Source organism: Paenibacillus sp. FSL R10-2796 (genome assembly GCF_037965315.1).
Classification (GTDB): domain Bacteria; phylum Bacillota; class Bacilli; order Paenibacillales; family Paenibacillaceae; genus Paenibacillus_AQ; species Paenibacillus_AQ odorifer.
Window position 1 is genome coordinate 1,194,725 of sequence record NZ_CP150178.1, and the last position, 22,840, is coordinate 1,217,564.

Below are 22,840 nucleotides of genomic sequence, written 5' to 3' on the forward strand. Positions count from 1 at the left end.
AATGCTCACAAAACTTAAGTTTATGCTTTCGAAGTGAGTTTTGTACGAAGTCAAATCATTGAAGCTAATGCTCACAAAACTTTTAGGAGGTAAAGTGCGATGAAAAAGGTAAAAAAAGTAATCATACCCGCGGCAGGACTAGGTACGCGCTTTCTTCCTGCAACGAAAGCCATGCCTAAAGAAATGCTTCCGATTATCAATAAACCAACCATTCAATACATTGTTGAGGAGGCTATTGCTTCCGGTATTGAAGATATCATCATTGTTACTGGTAAAGGTAAAAGAGCCATTGAGGATCATTTTGACAATGCGTTTGAGCTGGAGTCTAGGCTTCTGGAAGATGGAAAGCTGGATCTGCTTAAAGAGGTTCAACGTTCAGCTAAGGTAGAAATTCACTATATCCGCCAGAAAGAACCGAAGGGTCTGGGGCATGCCGTATGGTGTGCAAGACGGTTTATCGGAGATGAGCCATTTGGTGTCATGTTAGGCGATGATATCGTCACAGGAGCCGTACCTTGCCTTAAGCAGCTGATCGATCAATATGAAGAAACACAAAACTCGGTTATCGGAGTTCAAGAGATTCCTGATGAATTCACGAATCGTTACGGTATTATTGAACCGGATTTGCAGGACGGTAAATTGTATCGGGTTAACAATTTTGTAGAGAAGCCGCCACTAGGTACGGCACCTTCCAATCTTGCGATCATGGGCCGGTATGTGTTTACGCCGAAGATCTTTAAGTATCTCGATTTGATGGAAGAAGGCGCTGGCGGAGAGATCCAGTTGACAGATGCCATTCAGAAGCTGAATCAGAGCGAACGGGTATATGCCTATAATTTTGACGGAACAAGATATGATGTCGGCGAGCGGCTTGGATATATTTTGACAACACTTGAATTTGCACTGCAAAGCGAAGATTTGCGCTATCCGGTGATGGATGCAATGGCGGAATGGCTGAATAAAATGGGACAAACCAGCTTGAGTAGTTAAGTTGAGTTCGCAAAATTTTAGATGAGGAGGATGAGCATGCAAAAACTGCCGGAAGACTACGAGGCGGTCCTGCCGAAACTTTACATGCTGCATACCGATGAGAGAAGGAAAGAAGCAGAGTCCTATTTGATAATGAAACGGATGATCGATATCTTTTTTTCCGCTCTTGGTCTTCTCGTGTTAATGCCATTATTTGTTGTCGTGGCGATTCTGATCAAGCTGGAGGATCCGAAAGGAAAGGTGTTCTTTCGGCAAAACCGGGTTGGGAAGAATGAAAAGCAATTCCCGATGTATAAGTTCAGATCCATGGTCAGTAACGCTGAGGAGTTAAAAGAAAACCTGATGGCCTATAACGAAGTGAGCGGTGCCATGTTCAAGATTAAGAACGATCCGCGGATCACACAAATAGGGAGATTCCTGCGCAAGACGAGCATCGATGAGCTACCTCAGCTGTGGAATGTGCTGATAGGTCAAATGAGTCTGGTCGGTCCTCGTCCTCCGCTGCCAGAAGAGGTGGCTCAGTATACGGATTATGACAAACAGCGTTTGACGGTTACTCCAGGTTGTACCGGATATTGGCAAGTAAATGCCCGAAACAGTGTCGGCTTCGACGAAATGGTACAGCTGGACTTAACCTACATCCATATTCGGAGCACCATGCTGGATCTAAAAATCATTGCTAAAACCGGACTGATGTTACTCGGTTCAAAAGATGCTTATTAATAATGTGGAAATTAGGTGAATGCCGATGCGTGAATACGGAGACGTTCCTAAGCTTTCCATTATCATCTGTACCTACAACAGAGCACCTTTATTGATCAAGACGCTTCAGTCACTTTTAAAGCTGGATCACTTAGAGCAGGCGGAGATCATTGTTGTGGATAATTGTTCCAAGGATGATACTGAAGCTTGCGTCAAAAAGTTTATAGGAAAGCATGGAGCTGATGTGGATATCCGCTACATGATGGAGCCGATGCAGGGGCTTTCAGCGGCTAGAAATACAGGAATTCTGGCTTCCAAATCGCCGCTGATTGCCTTTCTCGATGATGATGCCATACCTTGCCAGCGTTGGATAACAACGATTGTCAGTACTTTCGAGAGTAAACCGGAGGTCATGGCTATGGGAGGCAAAATCGCTCCGATATTTGAAAGTAAACGTCCGGACTGGTTGATTAAACCCTTTGAGCTTCCGTACACGATTGTTGATTTAGGTAGCCGGATTAAGGAATATCCCAAGCAACTTCATCCTTGTGGGGCCAATATGGCGATGCGGAAGCTCGTATTCGACATCAGTCTTTTTCCCCTAGATCTCGGAAGAAAGGGTGATTCTCTGCTCTCCGGTGAAGAGACCTGGTTATTCGGACAGATTCAAAAAGAAGGGCATTCCATCCTCTACCATCCGGAAATGGCGGTTGACCATTTCGTTCCGGCGGCCCGTTTGACGGAAGACTGGATTATGAGGCGCTATTATAGCCAAGGTATCTCTAACGCTATGAAAAGCGAAGGACTAAAAGGCAAGCTGCTTCTAGTGGGAAAGACAGCCGCTAAGCTCGTGTATATCCTGGCTGATTCTATCCTCTCAAGAAGTAAAGGAAGAAGGCTTTTGAATAAATGCAGGCTGGAGAGTATTCGTGGAACGCTTCATATGATTCTCAATCGGGAGAGGCATTCCGCAGCGGGGTGAGGGATTAACATGACAAATTTTGAGTGGGGCTCCAAATTAAATGTTTTGCCATACGGGATGCTCTATCTCATGTCGGCCCTGTTCTTTGGAACGGCGGTCATCTACCAGCCGATGATTGCGATAGCTGCCGTGCTTCTGATAATTTTGCTGGGAATCTCGATTTCACGGCCTGAACTGATCAGTTATTTCGTTCTAATCACGACGGCAATATCGATTAACTTTTTATATGATGGCAGCATGTTCGGAATGGAGATACTGTCCCTTTATAAATTGGTTATCGTGATGCTGCTTGTTCCTTGTATTCTGGTCAATGGCTTGCGGTTTCGTCTGAGTCACCCCTTGTGGGCAATGGTAGCGCTGCTGGTGATTACCTTTGGGTCTTCGATCTGGCTGCCGGAAATGACCTCATCCATTGCAGTTAAAGCTTTTATCGGTCTATCCATTCCATTCGTATTTTTATTAATCAACTGGAAAAAGAATGTAGCCGAGCTGCAAATCAAAATTATCTGTATGCTTCCCCTTGTTAGTGTAGTGGTTGGTTTGTTGCTGCAGCTTGCGCATGTTCATAATTTTCTCAACATCGAGTATACAGGCGCTGTACGGATTCAGGGGGCTAATATTCCTGCGCATCTAGCGATGCTGGCCTTTATGGGAGTAGCGATTCCATTTATAGAGGTGAAGCGGAATCCGCAGCAAGCACGCTTTTTCTATATCATGTTAGTTCTAAATTTCTTTATCTTGATTGGAACAGGAACAAGAGGGCCTATATTGGCACTTGGACTTACCGTTCTCTATTACTTCTATGATATTCTCCGCCAATATTTGAAGGGCAGAACCTATCTGCTAATTCCGTTGATGGGTGCATTTTTCCTGATTATGGTCGCCGTTTTCTGGCAGCTCGATAATTTTGAGAAACGTTCCTTTGAGAGACAGACAGATACGGCTGTTGATTTATCAGGAAGGTCAGAGGCATGGGAGTATTTCTTAAACAAGGCTGCGGACTCTCCTTGGTCTGGTAGAGGGCTTGGAGCAGTGACGGTAGCAAATGATGGAACATTGTATAAGGGTTTTGTAGTTCCGCACAACGAGTATATCCGCTTTTACTTCGATGGGGGATATATTGGCGCTATTCTGTTGATGTTCTCTTTATTGGCTGTATTTATTCTGGTGTACAGAGCATTGGCTCCGCCGATCAAACCTTATTATCTGTTATTTATTGCAGCGTTTTTAATCTACTCATTCTCCGATAACACGCTGTCGACGGTCCAATTTATTATTCCGTTCTGTTGGTACCTGAACTGCCTGTATCGATCTTCACAGCCAACCGATTCCCCACAAAAAGAAGTGATACGATGAGTCAAGTGAATATGTTCGATGTCAATTTTGATAACTATGATTTCATGGATTTGCTTGATTACATTGATAAAACCATTCAGGAGAGGAATCAGTCTTATATCCTCACTTGCAATGTAGATCATGTGATCAAGCTTCGTAAGGATAAAGAATTTCAAACGGTATATTCGAAGGCAGGCGCAGTTGTTGCTGACGGAATGCCACTGATCTGGGCATCCAAAATGCTAGGCAAGCCGCTTAAGCAGAAGGTATCCGGCGCGGATCTATTTAATCGATTGGGCAACGCCTTTGAGCAAAGGAAGTACCGGCTGTTCTTCTTAGGCTCAGCTGAAGGCGTGGCGGAACGGGCAGCGATGAATTTGAAAACAGCACATCCCGGAATAAATGTGGTTGGCTGTTATTCTCCATCCTATGGATTCGAGCACAATGAGGAGGAGAATGAACGCATTATAGAAATGCTGACAGAGTGCCAGCCAGATATCGTGTTTGTTGGTGTAGGAGCACCTAAGCAGGAAAAGTGGATTTACCGCCACTATACCTCTTATCAAGCTCCGATATCGATCGGAGTGGGAGCGACCTTTGATTTTCTGTCAGGCTCAGTGAAACGAGCGCCTAGCTTCATGCAAAAAACAGGGTTCGAATGGTTCTGGCGGCTTAGCCAGGAGCCGGGCCGGCTCTGGAAAAGATATCTTGTGGACGATGCACAATTTCTACTTTTATTACTTAAGGAACTGCGTAAGCGGGATAAGGTGAAGGAAGGAGGCTTGGAATGAGTGTATTTACGCCCCCATCACTTAGGTTCATCAAGACAGTTGGATTAATAGGGGGGACTGCTGCTGTAGGTGTCTCTCTTCCGCTGATCATCGGCTTCTCCAGTGCGATGCTGAGTTCATCGAACAGTCTGCAGGGAGCCATTCTCTCAGCCATCCTATTCCCAGCTTTCTTGTTAGCCATACTTAGACCGAAAATGCTGGTTGCTTATACCTTGCTAATCTGGGCCGTAGCTCCAGAGCTGCGCCGCATTGCTGACTGGTCAGAAGGAGTGTATCACTCTGTATCCTTGCTGAGCTTAGCTCCCTTGTTAACCGGTGTAACCTTGATCATTCCGCTGCTGAAGGAGATTCATAATATTCAAAAAGCCTCCACGCGGATCATGTTAATGTTCGCAGTTGCGCTGGGTTATGGTGCTTTAATCGGTTTGGCTAAGAATGGCATGGGCTCAGTTTATGACTTAGCGAATTATATTGTGCCACTGCTGTTATTGCCGTACTTTGCCGTCACGAAGTTCAAGCCGAAGGATATCGATCGACTGCTTACCGCTTTTGCCAATATTGCAGTCCTAGTTGCCATTTACGGGATTGTTCAGTATTTGACGGTGCCACCTTGGGATGTGTTCTGGATGAAACATGCGGATATGATGTCCATCGGAAATCCATATCCATTGGAAATCCGAGTGTTCTCTACGCTGAATTCGCCCGGACCGGCTGCAACCTTCTTAACGTTTGCTTTAGTTCCGATGATACTGGAGAAAAAATGGCGGGGAACATTGCGCTGGATCGGCGTTCTGCTAGTTGTAATCTGCCTGCTGACTACTTTGGTACGTGCGGCATGGCTGATACTCCTGGTGATGCTACTCATGTATATTGGAACCTCTCCTTCTAAGGGAAAGTGGAAAACCTTGATCCAATTAGTTTTTGTGGCTGCTGCGTTGTTCTGGGTTGTGCCGAAATTGCCTGGTGCCGAAGGACTGGTTGCTCGGGTAGAGACACTTTCTTCTGTTCAGGAAGATCACTCTTATAATGAACGGCTAAGCTTATGGCAAAACATGCTGCCGATGGTTGCCGCCAATCCAGTAGGTCAGGGAATTGGTAGTGTAGGCCAAGGGACTAAGCTTGGTAATGACGGCGAGCTTGGAGAGTACGGAATTATGGATAACGGAGTTATCGCTTTACTGCTTACCTTTGGTGTTCTGGGTGCTGTTTTCTTCTTCGGAGCTTTAGGCGCAGTTGTCAAACAGATATTCGCTAGAGTAATCAGCAGGGACCAATTGCAGCCCTACGCCCGACTTGCGTTAGCTACTTGGACCGGTGCGATTGTCAGTCTAGTTTCAGATAATGGGTTTCCCGGACTCAAGGGATACTTAATCTGGATGCTGATCGGTCTTGGCCTCAGCGCAAGGGAGATTACTCAAAGTAGAAGGAAGGGAACACCGTATGCAGCAGTTGAATGCAAAATCTCTCCCCGCTAGAACAATCTGGTCATCTTTTAGACTGTTCGCCAAGAGCAAGGACAACAGCTCGGCAGCCGTAAAAACTATGTTTGTCAGTGTCATGATCCTATTGATTAACATGTTAACTGGTGTACTGACCGCACGTTATCTTGGACCGACAGGTCGTGGGGAACAGACGGCAATGATTAACTGGTCACAGTTTCTGGCGTTTAGCATGAGCTTTGGCATTCCTTCAGCTCTCATCTATAACGCTAAGAAAAATCCGGAGGATGCCGGAGTGCTTTATCGTATGGCATTGCTGCTCGGTACCATTTTTGGGGTCATAGCGATGATTATAGGTATCGTGGTCTTGCCTTATTGGCTGAAATCCTTCAGTCCGGAGGTCGTGACCTTTGCTCAGTGGTCTATGATTCTGTGTCCGATTATAGTGATCTCTCAAATTAACAATGCAGCTTTTCAATTCAGAGGCGAATACAAGAGGTTTAATTGGATTCGCTATCTAGTGCCGTTGCTTACACTGACGATGATCGGGATATTGATCGCGCTGGATCAGATGAATCCATTTACAACTGCAGTTGCCTATCTTCTTCCGGGAGCTCCGCTGTTTATTGGAATGACGATTTCCTTGCTTCGTACCTATAAGGTGAAGATGAGAGGGGCCTATCAGAATTTAAAAAGATTGTTTACTTACGGGCTTGGTTCCTACGGCAATGACTTGCTTGGCAATTTCTCTACCTATATCGATCAGATCGTAATTGCCGGTTTGTTAAGACCTGCTGATTTGGGGCTGTATGTAGTGGCTGTGAGTCTATCACGCATGGTTAATTTTTTCTCAAGCTCAATTACGATCGTGTTGTTTCCTAAGGCTTCTGAGCTGTCCAAAGAACAGGCAGTTGAGTTAACATTCAAAGCCTTCCGAATAAGTACGACCTTCACCATGCTTGGCGGAGTATTCCTGATGCTCTTAGCCCCTTTAGTAATTCCGTTGATGTACGGCAAAGACTTCAATGCGGCATTAACCGTGTTTCGCTTATTGCTCCTTGAAGTGACCATTAGCGGAGGGACGATCATACTGGCGCAGGCATTTATGGCGTTAGGCAAGCCAAAAGTGGTTTCGATGCTTCAAGGTTTCGGCTTACTTTTGGTTATCCCAATGTTGTTCCTGCTCATCCCTAAATTTGGCTTACTCGGAGCAGGGATAGCGATGTTGTCATCAGCAATCCTGCGATTTTTCTTCATTGTTCTCAATATAAAGTACACCTTAAAAGTTAAACTTCCGCGGCTGCTCATTACCCGGGAGGACATTCAGTGGATGAAGACGACGATGAATTCTTACATTCGCAAGAAACCTATGGATATGAATGGATAATGCGAAAGATAAAGGAGGAAACCTTCATGGATTCAGTAAAAAGCGTGGTAGGCGGCCAAGGCAATTATCCAATATCGGCTGTCATCATCGCTCAGGATGACGAAGTTCGAATATCTAAGGCCATACAATCCTGCAGGTTATTCGCCGACGAGGTGGTTGTGATTGACGGAGGCAGCAAAGACGGGACAGTACAGCTTTCTGAAAGCTTGAATTGTCGTGTATACGTCAACCCTTGGCCCGGATATGCGAAACAGAGGGAGTTCGGAGTAGAACGCGCGGTTCATGATTGGGTCTTCCTTATTGATACTGACGAAGTGGTCAGCGACGAGTTGGCCGCGAGTATTCTTGAACTGAAACCGGGGCTTATGGATCAATCGGTTGCCTATTCTATCTACCGGATCGGTGATTTTATGGGCAGATGGCTGGATCGTGGCGAATATCTAGTGCGCCTTTACAACCGCAAAGCTTATGGCATTCGAAATAGCTTGGTGCACGAGATGCCCGAGGTCTCTGAAGAGCGAACCATACGTTTGACAGGAACCCTCTGGCATTATGGTTACCGCAGTATTAACGATCATGTGGCACGTTTCAATAAGTACACTGACTTGGAAGCTGAAAGTGCGTATGCCAAGGGCAAACGATTTCGGGTCAGTCATCTGCTGTTAAGACCACCAGCCCGTTTCCTGCAAAAGTATTTCTTACACGGGTTGTTCAAGAAGGGAATGTCAGGTTTCGGAGTATCCGTCTTCTGGGTCATGTATGAATTCATGGTCGGCTTCAAGCATTACGAATTAATTAGATCGGGAAAGCTGACTCAGCACAATGCGAAGACGAGTCAGACCGAGAAGGAGAATAAAGGAGAGAGAAGCTATGCCGTACAGTGACGGATTGAACATTATGACGACAGGCCTTAGCTGGCCGTCGCTACAGCCGGGTGGGCTTAACACGTATTTCAAATCCGTTTGCGAGCAACTCTCCTCACGTAATCGGGTGCATGCGCTGATTTGCAGTCAAGAGACGCCTACTACCCCTGAGGAATTGATTATTCACAATGCCGGAGATCCAAAAGATGGGATCTGGAAACGTAAGGATGCTTTCCAGCGTAAGGCGGCCGATCTGATGGGAGAGGGCAGTGGCCGTATAGATATTTTATACACTCACTTTGCTCCTTATGGTATTGGTCCAGCCCTGGAAGCAAAGAAACGTGGGATTCCTGTAGTGATGACTTTTCATGGCCCATGGAATGAAGAAATGAAAATCGAAGGCCAAGGCATTAAGCACCGGGTCAAAACAACCATCGCCAAATCCATTGAACATAGAGCCTATAAGCTAGCGGATAAGTTCATCGTGCTTAGTGAGACGTTCCGCGATATTCTCCATAAGCTGCACGGAGTGCCACTACACAAAATTATTGTGATTCCAGGCGCAGCTAATGTGGAACGTTTTATCCCCGCTACGAATCGATTGGCGATTCGCCGAACCTTGAATTTACCTGAGGGAGCAACAACCGTGCTGACTGTCCGGCGGTTGGTCAATCGGATGGGACTACTCCAGCTGCTTGAAGCCTGGAAGCAAGTTGCGGAGCGATTCCCAAATGCAATTCTGCTGATTGGTGGTAAAGGGCCGTTGCGGGGGGAACTGGAAGAAAAGATCGCCGACTATGGCTTAAGCAACAAGGTAAGACTGCTAGGCTACATTCCTGATCATGAACTGGCCTCTTATTATCAGGCAGCGGACATGTTCGTGGTTCCCTCACAGGCATTGGAGGGCTTTGGTTTGATTACCGTTGAAGCCTTATCTTCAGGATTGCCAGTGATGGCTACACCGATTGGCGGCAATAAGGAAATTTTGCAAGGCTTCCGGCCGGAGCTGCTATTTAAGAGTTCAAGTAGCGACCACATGGCTGAAGGCATGATCCATATGCTTAGCAATCGAAAACTGCTTCCGAGCCGGGATGAATGTAGGGAGCATGTACTGGAGAGATATACCTGGGAGCATGTTACGGATCAAGTAGAATCCGTGTTCCTACAAGCTTTAGGAGAGGAGGTGACCACGTAATGCTTAGAGTGGCCTATATAGATCACACTGCTAAATGGAGTGGTGGAGAAGTTGCCCTGTTTAACATCCTTACCCATATTGGAGAACAGATCGATCCCCTGGTAATCCTGGCTGAGGATGGTGCCCTGGCTGAACGGCTACGAGAAAAAGGGATGGATGTCCGTATTATTCCGCTGGATGAGAGCATCAGAAGTCGTGGTAGAAATGCAGTTAACTTGGGAGCACCTGCTGCAGCCTTCAAGCTGTTGGCTTATGGCCGCAAGCTTGCGCCGCTTTTAAAAGCGGAGAAGGTAGATTGCGTGCACACCAATTCCCTGAAATCTGCATTATACGGAGCCATCGCTGCAAAAATAGCGGGCGTTCCATTGATCTGGCACATCCGGGATCATATTGGAGCTCCTTATTTAAAGCCAATCGTTGCCAAAGGAATTCGTTTGCTGTCGCGTCTGCTCCCAAATGGAGTCATCGCAAATTCACATTCTACGCTGAATGCTTTGGAGTTGCCGCGTTCGAAAAAAACGCTGGTCGTATACTCCGCTTTTGCTAAAGCGATTGGTAATGGGATCGGTATGCGGGACCAGAAGGATTTTAACGTACTGCTAGTTGGTCGATTGGCGCATTGGAAAGGTCAGCATATTGTGCTGGAAGCCGCAAAAAGCTTTAAGAATGAACCTCGTGTGAAATTCTGGCTGGCCGGAGATGCTCTGTTTGGAGAAGAGGCCTATAAGCAGGAATTGCTGCAAAAGATAAAAAACGACGAGCTTACTAATGTAAGCATGCTAGGGCATGTGGATGATATCCAAGGCCTTATGAATACTGCTGATTTACTGATTCACACTTCGGTAACTCCTGAGCCTTTTGGCCAAGTTATCGTTGAAGGAATGGCAGCGGGATTGCCGGTGATCGCCTCCAATGAAGGCGGGCCGGTAGAAATTGTAGTTCAAGGTGAGACAGGGCTACTGATAGAGCCTGGTGACGCGGCGATACTGGCAGACTCCATTAAATGGATGCTGGATCACCCAGAGGAAAGACGGCGGATGGCGGACAATGGGATGAAACGAGTGAAAGAGCATTTTGTTATCGAGAATACGGTCAAGGACATCGTTGACTACTATAAAGGTTTGTTGGCGGGCACCTGACAGATGATGATATGACGCGGTAATTCTGAAGATGATGCTCCATAAAACTTTGAGGATGATTCACATGAAAATTGCGATAGCGCACGATTACTTAATCCAAATGGGCGGCGCGGAAAGAGTGGTGGAAGTCTTTCATCACATGTATCCCGAGGCTCCAATCTACACAACGGTTTTTAACGGAAGCCGCCTTACTGACAATCTCAAAGATGCGGATATCCGTGCCTCCTGGCTGCAAAAGATTCCGGGGGTAAAGACCAATTTTAAAGGGGTGCTGCCACTTTATCCAATGGCCATCCGTGATTTGGACTTTCGCGGTTTCGATATCGTCCTGAGTTCCAGCAGTGCTTTTATGAAAAGTATTCAAGTTCCTAAACATACGTTTCATCTTTGTTACTGCCATACGCCTATGCGCTTCGCATGGGATTATGACACCTACATGGAACGTCAGTCGAATTCCGGGCTGTTCAAAAAAATGCTTAAGGTATACATGCAGCAGCTCAAAACGTGGGACCAACGGACTTCCAAAAATGTGAATCAGTTCGTAGCCAATTCTTCAGTAGTGAAGACGAGAATTCAGAATTATTATCACCGGGATGCAGATGTCATATTTCCACCGATTAATACAGCCCGGTTTACAAGCTCTTCTACCATTGGTGACTACTATTTAATTGTCTCCCGGCTTGTTTCCTACAAGCGGATTGATCTGGCAGTAGAGGCTTTCAATCGTAACGGTCTTAAGCTTTATATCGTAGGGGATGGACCGGATCGCAAGCGTCTCGAAGGCATGGCTAAGGATAATGTATCGTTTCTGGGCCGGCTAGAAGATGAACAAGTAACTGGAATGATGGCACAGTGTAGAGCATTTATTTTTCCAGGAGAAGAGGACTTTGGAATTACACCGCTGGAAGCGAACGCTGCAGGAAGACCGGTAATTGCTTATCAAGCAGGTGGGGCACTAGATACTATTATTCCTTATGTAAATGGTGTGTTCTTTCAGCATCAAGAAGTGGAGGATCTACTTAAGGCTATTTATGAGGTAGAGTCCTACGCTTGGGATATCGATCAAATTATGGAGCATGCACGTAAATTCGATGAGCAGGCGTTTATGGTTAAGTTCAAGCAGTATGTTGAGCAGGCGTACGTCAATTTTCTAAAAGGAGGATGATTATATGAAGCTGACAGTAATCGGTACTGGGTATGTGGGTCTTGTATCTGGCGTGTGCTTTGCACTGGGCGGACATCATGTCATCTGTGTGGATAAGGACGAGGAAAAGATTAAGAAGCTGAAACAGATGGAATCGCCCATCTATGAGCCGGGAATCGAGGAACTGATTGAACTGAATCTTCGTGAGGAACGGTTATCTTTTTCTGCAGATCTTCAAGCGTCGGTGCGCCGTTCAGATATTATCATTCTTGCTGTAGGTACGCCATCATTGCCTAACGGTGAAGCAGACTTAACCTACATTGAGGGTGCAGCCGCTGAAATCGCCAAAGCGATGGAAGGGCACAAAATTATAATGACTAAATCTACAGTTCCAGTAGGAACAAATGAAAAAATCTCTCAAATGATCTCTAAGTATACCCAACATTCTTTTGATATCGTGTCTGCACCTGAGTTTTTACGTGAAGGGTCAGCGATTCGCGATACCCTCCATCCTGATAGAATTATCATTGGCCTTGATAATCCAGAGCTGGAACCAACTATGCGCGAGCTTCATAAGGGTTTCACAGAAAATGTATTTGTAACAGATATACGCAGTGCTGAAATGATCAAATATGCTTCGAATGCATTTTTGGCCACGAAGATTTCCTTTATTAATGAGATCGCCAATATTTGTGAAAAAGTGGGAGCTGATGTAACCGAGGTAGCACAAGGAATGGGTATGGACCAAAGAATCGGGTCATCCTTCCTGCAGGCTGGTATCGGTTATGGAGGCTCCTGTTTCCCGAAAGACACTAATGCACTCATTCAAATTGCGGGCAACGTCGATTACGAATTCAAATTATTGAAATCTGTAGTCGAAGTGAACAAGGGACAACGGTTTATGATCATCTCCAAGCTGCATGAATCACTTGGCAGCCTGCGCGGTTCGACGATTGGGATATGGGGGCTTGCCTTTAAGCCTAATACTGATGATGTCCGCGAAGCTCCCGCCAGAGAGATTGTTGAGGCACTGGTGGCTGAAGGGGCAACAGTCAAACTATATGATCCAATCGCAGCTACAAATTTCAGGCAGCAATATGATCATCCGCAGCTTCGCTGGTGCAATCTGCCTGAGGAAGCGGCTGAGGGCAGCGATGCCGTATGCCTCTTGACCGATTGGAGCCTACTCAAGGATATTGATCTGCATCAGCTGGCGAAAAGCATGCGCAATGGGGTGCTGATCGATGGACGCAATGTGTATTCCAAGGAGCAAATTGAGGGTACCGGCCTCGTTTATCATTCTGTCGGCCGCCCGCAGATGGGTGGATTGAGCGGTTATTCTGCTAGTGTGGCTGGAGCGGTTTAATCTAAGTTATATTGATTGAACTTGTGATTTTTCTATTTAGGGATGAGCCGTGACTCCAGAGAATGTTTGGACTTCCAGCCCCTGTTGTCTGCAGATTTCCTGATTTTAACCGCTGATAGCGGTAGAAATCCGCAGACAAAGGCGGACGCTAACGCTCTTACAGTTCCCAAATTCCCCTCCGCCCCTTCGTTCCCTTATTTTAAGGTTCTAAGCAATTTATAAAGTTAGGTACTCTGATTATATACCGCAGTAGCATTTGTAGTTGTCATTGTCTCTGTCTCTGTGGTGGCAACTAGTCTTGCTCTTGTAGTTGCAGTTGTTCTTACAGTTGTTGCAGTTGCAGCTGCCTCCCCCGGAGCAGAAGCAAATCTTTAGAAAAACGTGCTTGCTTCCGGCTGGTACAGCCCGGTACGCACGGATCAGTGTTAAAAAGTAGTTGGTTAGGTTAAGAACGGAAAGGGAATTTGGAACTGTAGAAACGGAGTGTTCGCCCGAAAGATTTCCGTAGGAAAGCTAGCTTCGAAAGCATATGCTATCCTCGGATTTCTACCGCGAGAAGCGGTTCAATCAGGAAATCTGAGGATAACAGCGATCGGAAGTCCAAAATCCCTTGGAGTGGTTTCTACCTAACAAATTTTTTTAGTGCATCCGCTCGAAATAAGGCTAAGTGGAAGCTGACGTTTTGATAACAATTCAAATATGCTCGATTTCCATAATTCAAGGAGGGTTCATTCTATGAAAATGGTACTTCTATCAGGCGGTTCAGGTAAACGGTTATGGCCGTTGTCCAACGACTCACGTTCAAAGCAATTTCTAAAGGTACTTGAAAGCCCTCAAGGTGAACCAGAATCCATGGTACAACGTGTCTGGAGACAGTTGGAGGAAGCAGGGATGGCAGAATCATCTTATCTGGCCACCGGCCGCGGCCAAGTAGAAATGATACAAAGCCAACTGGGAAGTCATGTGCCGATTATCGTTGAACCGGAGCGTCGGGATACTTTTCCGGCTATCGCCTTAACAGCTACCTATCTTTATTCAGTGGCAGGTGTTTCTCCAGCGGAGACGGTAGCAATATTGCCTGTTGACCCTTATGTAGAAGCATCCTTTTTCGATACCATAGCTATGCTTGAGGAGACCATGCTGGAAAGTGGAGCAAATCTGGCTCTAATGGGTGTTGTTCCTGAACATGCCTCAGAGAAATACGGATATATTATTCCTACCACCGAAGAGGCGGGGGAAAATGGTTTTATGAAGGTGAGTCACTTTCAAGAGAAACCAGACCGCATACAAGCAGAACAGCTCATCGAACAAAATGCCTTGTGGAATTGCGGCGTGTTTGCCTTCCGCTTAGGGTACTTGTTAGATATTTTGCAGCGTAAAGGGTTGCCTTTAGGATATGAAGAATTGCAGAAGCAGTATAAGCTATTGTCTTCCATCAGCTTTGATTATGAAGTGGTGGAGAAAGAAGAACATATTGTGGTGCAGCCGTATGATGGATTCTGGAAGGATCTTGGAACGTGGAATACGCTGACAGAGGAAATGAGCAGCAAGCATGTAGGAAAAGGTTTTGTGACGGCGGATTCTGAGGGGACTTGCTTGATTAATGAGCTGGACATTCCGATAACGGTAATTGGTGCGAAGGATCTGATCATTGCGGCTAGCCCGGATGGAATTCTAGTTACCCATAAAGCTGAGAGCCCACGGATTAAAGAAGTGCTGAAGACCTTTGAACAAAGACCGATGTACGAGGAACGCCGTTGGGGCCATTACAAAGTTATTGATTATGTGAAATATGATGAAGGCAATGAAGTGCTGACCAAACGGATTTTTATATCCGAGGGGAATAATATCAGCTATCAATTACATCGCAAGCGTAGTGAAATTTGGACAATCGTCAGCGGCGAAGCAAGTATTGTGCTGAATGAGAAAAAACATAATGTGAAGGCTGGGGACGTGGTACGTATACCGGAAGGAACGAAGCACGCGATCCTTGCTTTGACGGATGTTGAGTTTATAGAGGTACAGACGGGGTCTGAATTAGTAGAAGAAGATAACATACGTATTACTTTAGACTGGAATGATATAGAACTACAACAATTCATTTCATAGGTCTAACCTATCTATTTAACCAATTCAAAATTTCTTGAAACAGGTAAATTGACTCAATTATCAAAAAAAGTCATAAAAACACTAAATAGATCATTAATTGTCGTCGATACTTACGGTAAGAGAGATTATTTCTCTTAAATTGAAAAGGCAAACCTATCGAAAGGTAGGGACGCAAAGCTATAGGGCCTTCGAAAGAGTGGCAGCCTGGCTACCGAAAGGGAGATTATTTTGAAAGCTTACCGTACGTATCGATTGTTTGGTGCATTTCTGTCACTCGTCCTGTTTCTGACTGCACTTCCGCTGGCTGTTGGAATTTCGCCGTCTATTGTCATAGCTGCTTCAAATTCTGGAACGCCGGTTACCCCAGGTGCCTCACCTGAAGCCGTAAAGCTGCTTAACTATTTTTACTCGATCTCAGGAAAAGGCATTATTGCTGGTCAACATGACTATTTAGAAAGTCCAGATGAAATTAACAATATGCTGAAGGGAACCAGCGGACAATATGCGGCTCTTCACGGTTATGAAATGGGTGCGATCAGTGGCCAGTCCGAAGCAACGATGGCTTGGCAACGTCAAAATGTGGTGAACAGCGCCATCAACTGGAATAAAGCGGGCGGGATCGTAGCTATGACTTTTCATGCTAACCTGCCGGGCACCTCTTATGACTGGGATAATGTGAAAAAAACACTTAGCCAGAGTGAGTTCGATAGTTACGTTACACCGGGTACCAAGCAATATAACAATCTGATCGCTGAGCTTGATAAGGTGGCCGTCTCTTTAAAAAGCTTGCGCGATGCCAACGTTCCGGTGCTTTGGAGACCCTATCATGAAATGAACGGGAACTGGTTCTGGTGGGGGAAGAAAAATAACTTTTCTACACTATGGAATATTATGTATGACCGTTTTGTTAACGTTCATAAATTAAATAATTTGTTATGGGTATGGAGTCCGAATGCTCCCAATGTTTGGTCAGATCCTTATGCGCTAACTTATCCAGGTGCTGATAAAGTAGATATTCTGGCAGCAGATATATACGAAAATGATTACCAGCAAAAATACTATGACAGCTTATTGAGTCTAGCCGCAGGCAAACCGATTGCGATCGGGGAAAATGGTGAAATGCCTAATCTGGAGAAGCTTCAGCAATCGCAAAGTAAATGGACGTATATGATGAGCTGGGGAAAAATGCTTTACGAGAATAACAGTGCAGACACAATCAAAACATTTATGAATAGCAACTATACCCTGACCAGAGATAAATTAAATACTGGTCTGGCACCGACACCTAGCGCCGCACCAGCGCCGGCACCTTCTGAAGAAGAGGGGGAGGCAGCAATTCCTCTCGCGAAGGGGCTTGCAGGAGAGTATTACAACAACATGCAATTGTCGGGAGCAGCAACTCTTAACAGAACTGATGCAATAATCGATTTCAATTGGCGGCAAGGCTCCCCGGATGCCGCCCTCGGGATTGATCGGTTCTCCATACGTTGGAGCGGTAAAATTAAGCCATTATATAATGAGCAATATACATTTTACACTACCTCAGATGATGGTATCCGTGTCTGGGTGAATGGGGAATCCGTGATTGATAGTTGGACTAAGCAAAGTGGTACTGAGCGTAAGGGCACTATAACGCTGAAGGCTGGCCAGCTATATGATATCAAGGTGGAGTATTACGAGAATGAAGGCGATGCGAGAGTCCGCTTGATGTGGGAAAGTGCTAGTCAAGCTAAAGAGACAGTTCCAGCAAGTGCACTTTTTCTTCCGGATGTCTCCTGATTGATGAAAATTAAAGGTCGATCCTTAGTGGCTCTGCGTTATTGCAGAGCTACTAAGCTATAGTCCTCATTAGGTCAGAAGACGATTGTCCGATAACAGGTATGTTTTTAACACCTGTGGAGGCAGTACAGCTACCGAAAGGAGGATTTATTTGCGTAAATATTATAAGAAAAACAGATTGTTGTTTACTATGTTACCGGTGTTTATTATTTTTTCCTTGCTGCCTTGGGGAGAGGTTAAAAGTCTTCCGAAGGCTATGAGTGTTTCTTCCTCTCTACCTCCGGCTATACCAAGCAATCCTTCGGCTTCTGAAGAAGCCAAGCAACTGCTGAGTAATTTGGTGAATCTACGTGGCAAAGGGATCTTGTCCGGCCAGCATGATTATCTAGAAAGTCCAGATGAACTGGTTCATAAGCTGAAGAATACTTCGGGACAAAATGCCGTTCTACATGGTTATGAATTAGGGGCGATTAATAATCAATCCGAAGGGACGATCGCAGAACAGCGGCAAGCTGTTATAGACAGTGCAATTGAATGGCATCAGGAGGGTGGCATTGTAGCCATGACCTTCCATCAGAGCTTACCGGGAACCTCACCAGAATGGTCCAATGTAAACAGAAGTCTCAGTCAAGAGAAATTTAATGCTTATGTTACACCTGGGACAGCTCAGTATAAGAGGCTAATTTCAGATCTAGACGAGGTTGCTGGATATTTGGGTCAGCTGCGTGATGCCGGAGTGCCGGTCTTATGGCGACCTTACCATGAAATGAATGGTGGTTGGTTTTGGTGGGGGAAAAAGGACAATTTTTCAGAGCTGTGGAGTATTGTCTATGATCGTTTTGTAAACACACACAAGCTAAATAATCTACTGTGGGTGTGGAATCCAAATGCACCGAATGAATGGTCAGATCCATATGCTGCATATTATCCCGGTGGGGATAAACTCGATGTTCTGGCTGCGGATATCTACAATAACGATTATAAACAGTCCTACTATGAGGATCTGCTCGCATTGGCCGAGGGTAAACCTATCGGAATCGGGGAGAGTGGGCAACTGCCGAACCCGGATGTATTAACTGAGAAACAAAATAAATGGGTCTATATGATGACCTGGGGAAAATTACTGACAGAAAATAATACGCTACAGTCAATTAAAAGCTTTATGAAAGACTCATTTATAGTATCGAGAGAGGACTATGTTCTCACAACAGGAGGTCCTTCGATAGCACCCGTAACTCCGGTAACCCTAACGGGTTTAACTGGAGAATACTATAACAATACTGATTTAGATGGAGAAGCGGTACTTATCCGCAATGACCGTAAGATTGATTTTAATTGGCATGGTGGGTCCCCTGCCTCAGAGATAAATGAAGATCACTTTTCTGTACGCTGGAAAGGGAAACTCAAACCTAAATTCAGTGAAAAATATACAATTTCGGCATCCTCTGATGATGGAGTCCGTGTCTGGATTGACGGAAAGCTGATCATCGACAATTGGAAAAATCAAAGTGCAACCCTTCATAAAGGAAGTATCCCACTCACAGCCGGAACGCTTTATGATATCCAAATTGAATATTATGAGAATGAAGGAGATGCCAATCTTCGTTTGCTATGGGAGAGTTCCAGCCAGAAGCAGCAGGTAATTCCACAAGGGGCATTGTTCCTTCCTTAATCTAATGAAATGATAGGGTAAGACATTCCGGAAGAAAGAGAGGACCTATGGATGGGAATAACGAGGAGAATATCTAATAGAAAAAATAAGATATCTGCAAACAAACCATTACTGTTATTACTAAAATTCGCCGCATTAACCGTCTTGTTTCTGTTGTCTGTCTCTGTCTTCGGAACGAATAGGACAAACGATTATAAGGTAGGTGCCAATATACCGAGACTATCTGCAGGAACTGATGCTGCAGCAGAAATACCGGATGGTACTGTGATCTGGAATCTGGGACAACATGATGGCTCAGCAGCTGAATTCGCTGCGAGTGGCACTTCTGGCAGCAAGAAGGAATTTAATGTTACTTCTTCGGTGCTCAAATCATCGGCTCTTCAGAGCTTGCCTGCAGGCTTGAATGGAAAGACCCAGCCGGAATTAACGATCACCTATCAGCTAAATAAGATCCCGGAGAATGGGGTCTTATTTAGCGTAGGTATTCTGGATGCTTATAAATCCGTGCCGCAAATGAGTGTGTTCTCCAATCATCAATTGTCGGGGATCATTCAAATTGCGGGCGTTGCTGGCACAGAAAGCGAATATAACTTTCAAAAGACCTATGAATTATATATTCCCAAGGAGCAATTAAAGATAGGAACGAATGAATTGAAGCTGCAAACGGTTCGCTGTTTATATTGCAGTGACAAAGAAGACGAATATTCCTGGTGGACTTGGGATAATCTCCGTTTAGAATCTCTTAACGCTCCAATTTCTGAGCCTATCCATGGCAGCTATACACTGACGGGAACAGTAGTGAATAATAAACAATTTTATTTCGATGAAGGTGCAGTTACGCACTTGCCTTATGTTATCAAATGGCTAGGGATGGCTTATAGCGGGAATGTGATGCGTACTAGCTGTGCCAGTGATGTCGGGAGATCCTGCTCGGATATGATGGAATATTACAAGGTATTGCAGGATTACAACATGCAGGCGGTTGCTTTGTATTTGCATACTGGTGATATTAAGCTTAAGGCAGATGGATCGTTGCCTGCTGACGCGGAGAAAAAGCTGACAGATTATTTTGAGCAATATAGCCCCTATTTTCAATATTATGAGGTAGATAATGAGCCAGGATTATTCAATCGTTCTAAGGCAGTGAACCTGGCAATTGCGGACTGGCTGAATAAAAAGGGCAAGCAAATCGCGCCCCATTTACAAACTGTTGCTCCGGGCTGGGCATATTGGCCGAGCTACAGTGAGGATTCCTGTGGTAATCAGAAGGGAACTGGGAAGGAATGTGGAGATCCGGATGGCTGGGAACGTGATCCAGAGCAACGTATGGAGTTGGAGAAGGTTACGGATTTGACCAATGGACATTCCTACGGTGACTCTTATATTTTTAGTAATGGAGGAAGCTTTACTGAGAATTTGAAGACCTTCACTGGCGCAGACAATGGACTCGGCAAAAAAATGCTGACCACTGAATTTGGTACCTCGGACAGTCATGTGGATGCCTATCAATACGGGGCAACGGAGCGGACAGCGGCTGTATTCGACCGGATCATGCGTGCACATATTGGTTATGCGGATATGTTTGTGCAGCATGCTGCTTTTTTTAAGGATTTCAGTTTATTCAAATACGGGTTTAATTTAGAAGAGCATGATCCGGCGACCACAGAGATTTATTATACAAAAGAAAATGAGGATTCACGTGTCAGCATTATGAGAAGGCTCAGTCTTGCCTATGCTACACATGGAGCTCCGCTAACTTATCAAATTGCCAACAAAGATGTATTAGCCGACAAGCTGGTATATGTTCGGGCCGTGGATACTTCTACATTGAAGCCTCTTGCGGGAAGTGGAGCGACCTCAAATAAGGTGCTGGTTAATTTCGTTAACTTTGAGTCTACTCCACAAACTGTGAGTGTAAATGTGACTATGCCGAAGAACGGGGTGTATGAAGGGGAACGTTTTGGAAACGGGGATACGTATGAAAAAGCAAGAAGTTATGTAACAGGTAAAAAGGCTACTCCTACGTTAACCTTTACGGAGACACTTGCTCCAGGAGAGGCTGTGCAGTATATTTTGCAGCCTTCCTCTGAAGTAAAGCCATCGGCCCCTAAAGGATTCAAAGCCGCAGCAACAAAAGGTTTAGCTGTAAAATTAAATTGGTTGGAGGCACCAGGAGCAAGCTATGAGCTGCTTCGCGCTGAAGGTAGCGACGGGGAAATGAAGGTGGTGGCCACCGATGTGAAGCTTACAGAATATACGGATCATAATTTACGTGAAGGGACGTTATATACCTACGCGGTAAGGGTATCCGGCTCTAATTTACTGTCCGATAAAGTTCAGATTACAGCCACCGGACTGGTTCCTCTGGATCGTACTAAATGGAAGGTATCCTCAAATGTGAATACGGCAGCATCAGCTCCTAGTCTGGCTATCGATGGGGATCGGCGCACGCGCTGGGATACGGGGAAACATCAGGTTTCCGGTGAGTATTTTCAGATTGATCTGGGTGAAGCACATGAAATTGAAAGAATAGATTTGGATAGCACGTTATCACCGTTTGATTACCCAAGAGACTATGTAGTCTATATTTCTGACGATGCTCAAAACTGGAAAAAACTCACGTCTGGTAAAGGTACGAAAGAGCTTACTAAGATATCCTTTTCTAAAGTGAAGACGAGGTATGTCAAAATTGTGCAGAACGGAGCCGGCGGGAATTATTGGTCTATTCAAGAGCTACAGGTGTACTCCAGAGAATAAGAATTATTTGAATTTATATAACTGTTAATAGAGCATACTAAATAACCTCAGCGGGATCCTTCTCCCGCTGAGGTTATTTTTGTGCTTTAAATAAAATGGAGGCCTGACATATAAGGTAAAGGGATTGCCTCTGATTCCCCCAAGGAATCAGAGGTGCGAAGCGGGCTCGCTGGATCAAACAGCAGCGAGATCAGCTCCTTGTCGTCCACAGACGACAAGTCGAGGCTACGCTTGCGGCATACTTCCGTCTGCCGCAAAAGCGCTTCCCGGTCTGCGATGCAGACCGTCCCGCTGTTCGCACCGGCGCTTAAGGAGGCGCCGGCGTCCCGCAGAAGCGCGAGCAGGCTGCGCTCCTGCCACGGCACAGGCACTTGCAGCGTGCCAACGCCGCTGCACAGAGCCGCCTTGGCCAGCAACGCCGCTACCGCTTGCGGCTGGCCGGCCCATTCCACCGCCGTCGCTGGGCTCGGCGCCGGCACATCCGCCGCGGGCACAGCCATCGCGGCGAACCCCTCGATGCTGCCGTTCCGCACGGCTACGAGTGTGCGCTGGGACAAGCCCAGCACACCCGCGTAAGCCTCGGCACCCAGCAGCAGCGCCAGCTCACCCGGACTGTACACCTGTCCGGCTTCGCGTTCATTCAGCAGCCGGTTGACGGCGAAGAAGTCGCCCGGCTGCATTGGCCGCAGCGTCCATTCTTCCCCTGCTGCGGCAGCAAGTGCGTGAGCCGAGCTTGCGTTCAGCTCGGCAAATTGCGTACCGCCGAACGGTACGCATCCCGCTCGGGTATACAGCGAGCGGTCACCCGAGACAAAGATAAGCGATGCGCCGGCATTCGCAGCATGGGTCTGGCATAGCTGTAGAAGCTGACCGGCTAGTCCCTGGCCGCGATAAGCAGGATCTGTGCAAACCGCGCCGATGGAGAACACGTTCAGGAGAGCTTCTCCAGTGCAGATCGTGGAGGGCACCAATCCCATAAAAGCAGCGATGTTACCGTCCTCGGCAACGGCTGCATAAGAGTGAGTGTAACCAGGGCTAAAAATCAGCGGAAACAGCTCTTTCATAGAAGTGTCGCCGACTTGGCGAAAGATGGAATGGGCTAGAAGAGCGGCTTGCTCCAGCTCCGCAGGTTTAATTAATCTCAATTGCATATACAGTCAGCCTCCTTATATGTAAATACGAGTAGGGTA

The 22,840-nt window shown here is 46.0% G+C and carries 17 protein-coding genes and 1 riboswitch; of the genes, 16 read left to right on the forward strand and 1 reads right to left on the reverse strand.

The genetic code is table 11. The annotated features are described in order from the left end of the window. Nucleotides 1–99: 99 nt before the first annotated feature. The 16 genes from galU to NST58_RS05350 all read left to right on the forward strand — a co-directional run bounded on the left by galU (nt 100) and on the right by NST58_RS05350 (nt 21,650). Nucleotides 100–990 (forward strand): UTP--glucose-1-phosphate uridylyltransferase GalU, encoded by an 891-nt coding sequence (gene galU, locus NST58_RS05275; protein ID WP_042185171.1) that lies wholly within the window; start codon nt 100–102, stop codon nt 988–990. Between the two features lie 30 nt (nt 991–1,020). Continuing rightward, nucleotides 1,021–1,713, forward strand: coding sequence for a sugar transferase (locus NST58_RS05280; protein ID WP_076129267.1), 693 nt, complete (start codon nt 1,021–1,023; stop codon nt 1,711–1,713). A gap of 25 nt (nt 1,714–1,738) precedes the next feature. Then, the gene (locus tag NST58_RS05285) at nt 1,739–2,674 is read left to right on the forward strand and encodes a glycosyltransferase (protein WP_036676610.1); all 936 of its coding nucleotides are present in this window, start codon (nt 1,739–1,741) and stop codon (nt 2,672–2,674) included. A 9-nt stretch (nt 2,675–2,683) separates the two neighbouring features. Continuing rightward, nucleotides 2,684–4,030 (forward strand): O-antigen ligase family protein, encoded by a 1,347-nt coding sequence (locus NST58_RS05290; RefSeq protein WP_036676609.1) that lies wholly within the window; start codon nt 2,684–2,686, stop codon nt 4,028–4,030. After that, nucleotides 4,027–4,800, forward strand: a complete 774-nt coding sequence (locus tag NST58_RS05295) for a WecB/TagA/CpsF family glycosyltransferase (RefSeq protein ID WP_036676606.1) — start codon at nt 4,027–4,029, stop codon at nt 4,798–4,800. Before NST58_RS05290 ends, NST58_RS05295 begins: the two co-directional genes overlap by 4 nt. Then, on the forward strand, nt 4,797–6,275 hold the full coding sequence (locus tag NST58_RS05300; RefSeq protein ID WP_339246595.1) for an O-antigen ligase family protein: 1,479 nt from the start codon (nt 4,797–4,799) through the stop codon (nt 6,273–6,275). Before NST58_RS05295 ends, NST58_RS05300 begins: the two co-directional genes overlap by 4 nt. Next, entirely contained in the window at nt 6,241–7,626 is a 1,386-nt protein-coding gene (locus NST58_RS05305) for an oligosaccharide flippase family protein (protein WP_076129264.1), read from the forward strand. The genes NST58_RS05300 and NST58_RS05305 overlap by 35 nt, the downstream gene beginning before the upstream one ends. 26 nt (nt 7,627–7,652) lie before the next feature. After that, nucleotides 7,653–8,510: a glycosyltransferase family 2 protein gene (locus NST58_RS05310; protein WP_038568901.1), complete on the forward strand. Its 858-nt coding sequence runs from the start codon at nt 7,653–7,655 to the stop codon at nt 8,508–8,510. After that, the gene (locus NST58_RS05315; protein WP_280753486.1) at nt 8,497–9,684 is read left to right on the forward strand and encodes a glycosyltransferase family 4 protein; all 1,188 of its coding nucleotides are present in this window, start codon (nt 8,497–8,499) and stop codon (nt 9,682–9,684) included. The genes NST58_RS05310 and NST58_RS05315 overlap by 14 nt, the downstream gene beginning before the upstream one ends. Then, nucleotides 9,684–10,823, forward strand: coding sequence for a glycosyltransferase family 4 protein (locus tag NST58_RS05320; protein ID WP_036676593.1), 1,140 nt, complete (start codon nt 9,684–9,686; stop codon nt 10,821–10,823). Before NST58_RS05315 ends, NST58_RS05320 begins: the two co-directional genes overlap by 1 nt. Nucleotides 10,824–10,887: 64 nt before the next feature. Further along, nucleotides 10,888–11,988 carry a glycosyltransferase gene (locus NST58_RS05325; protein ID WP_036676592.1) on the forward strand — a complete coding sequence of 367 codons (1,101 nt, stop codon included), beginning with the start codon at nt 10,888–10,890 and terminating at the stop codon, nt 11,986–11,988. Between the two features lie 4 nt (nt 11,989–11,992). Beyond that, nucleotides 11,993–13,333: a UDP-glucose/GDP-mannose dehydrogenase family protein gene (locus tag NST58_RS05330; RefSeq protein WP_076129263.1), complete on the forward strand. Its 1,341-nt coding sequence runs from the start codon at nt 11,993–11,995 to the stop codon at nt 13,331–13,333. A gap of 735 nt (nt 13,334–14,068) precedes the next feature. Next, nucleotides 14,069–15,442: a sugar phosphate nucleotidyltransferase gene (locus NST58_RS05335; protein ID WP_076194192.1), complete on the forward strand. Its 1,374-nt coding sequence runs from the start codon at nt 14,069–14,071 to the stop codon at nt 15,440–15,442. A 136-nt stretch (nt 15,443–15,578) separates the two neighbouring features. After that, nucleotides 15,579–15,658: riboswitch (cyclic di-GMP riboswitch) on the forward strand. 12 nt (nt 15,659–15,670) lie between these two features. Next, nucleotides 15,671–17,221, forward strand: coding sequence for a glycosyl hydrolase (locus NST58_RS05340; RefSeq protein ID WP_339246599.1), 1,551 nt, complete (start codon nt 15,671–15,673; stop codon nt 17,219–17,221). A 151-nt stretch (nt 17,222–17,372) separates the two neighbouring features. Further along, entirely contained in the window at nt 17,373–18,893 is a 1,521-nt protein-coding gene (locus NST58_RS05345; protein ID WP_339246602.1) for a glycosyl hydrolase, read from the forward strand. Nucleotides 18,894–18,944: 51 nt separating this feature from the next. Then, on the forward strand, nt 18,945–21,650 hold the full coding sequence (locus NST58_RS05350; RefSeq protein WP_339246605.1) for a discoidin domain-containing protein: 2,706 nt from the start codon (nt 18,945–18,947) through the stop codon (nt 21,648–21,650). Between the two features lie 86 nt (nt 21,651–21,736). Here NST58_RS05350 and NST58_RS05355 read toward each other — a convergent pair whose 3' ends face one another. Beyond that, nucleotides 21,737–22,801 carry a GNAT family N-acetyltransferase gene (locus NST58_RS05355; protein WP_339246608.1) on the reverse strand — a complete coding sequence of 355 codons (1,065 nt, stop codon included), beginning with the start codon at nt 22,799–22,801 and terminating at the stop codon, nt 21,737–21,739. Nucleotides 22,802–22,840: the final 39 nt, after the last annotated feature.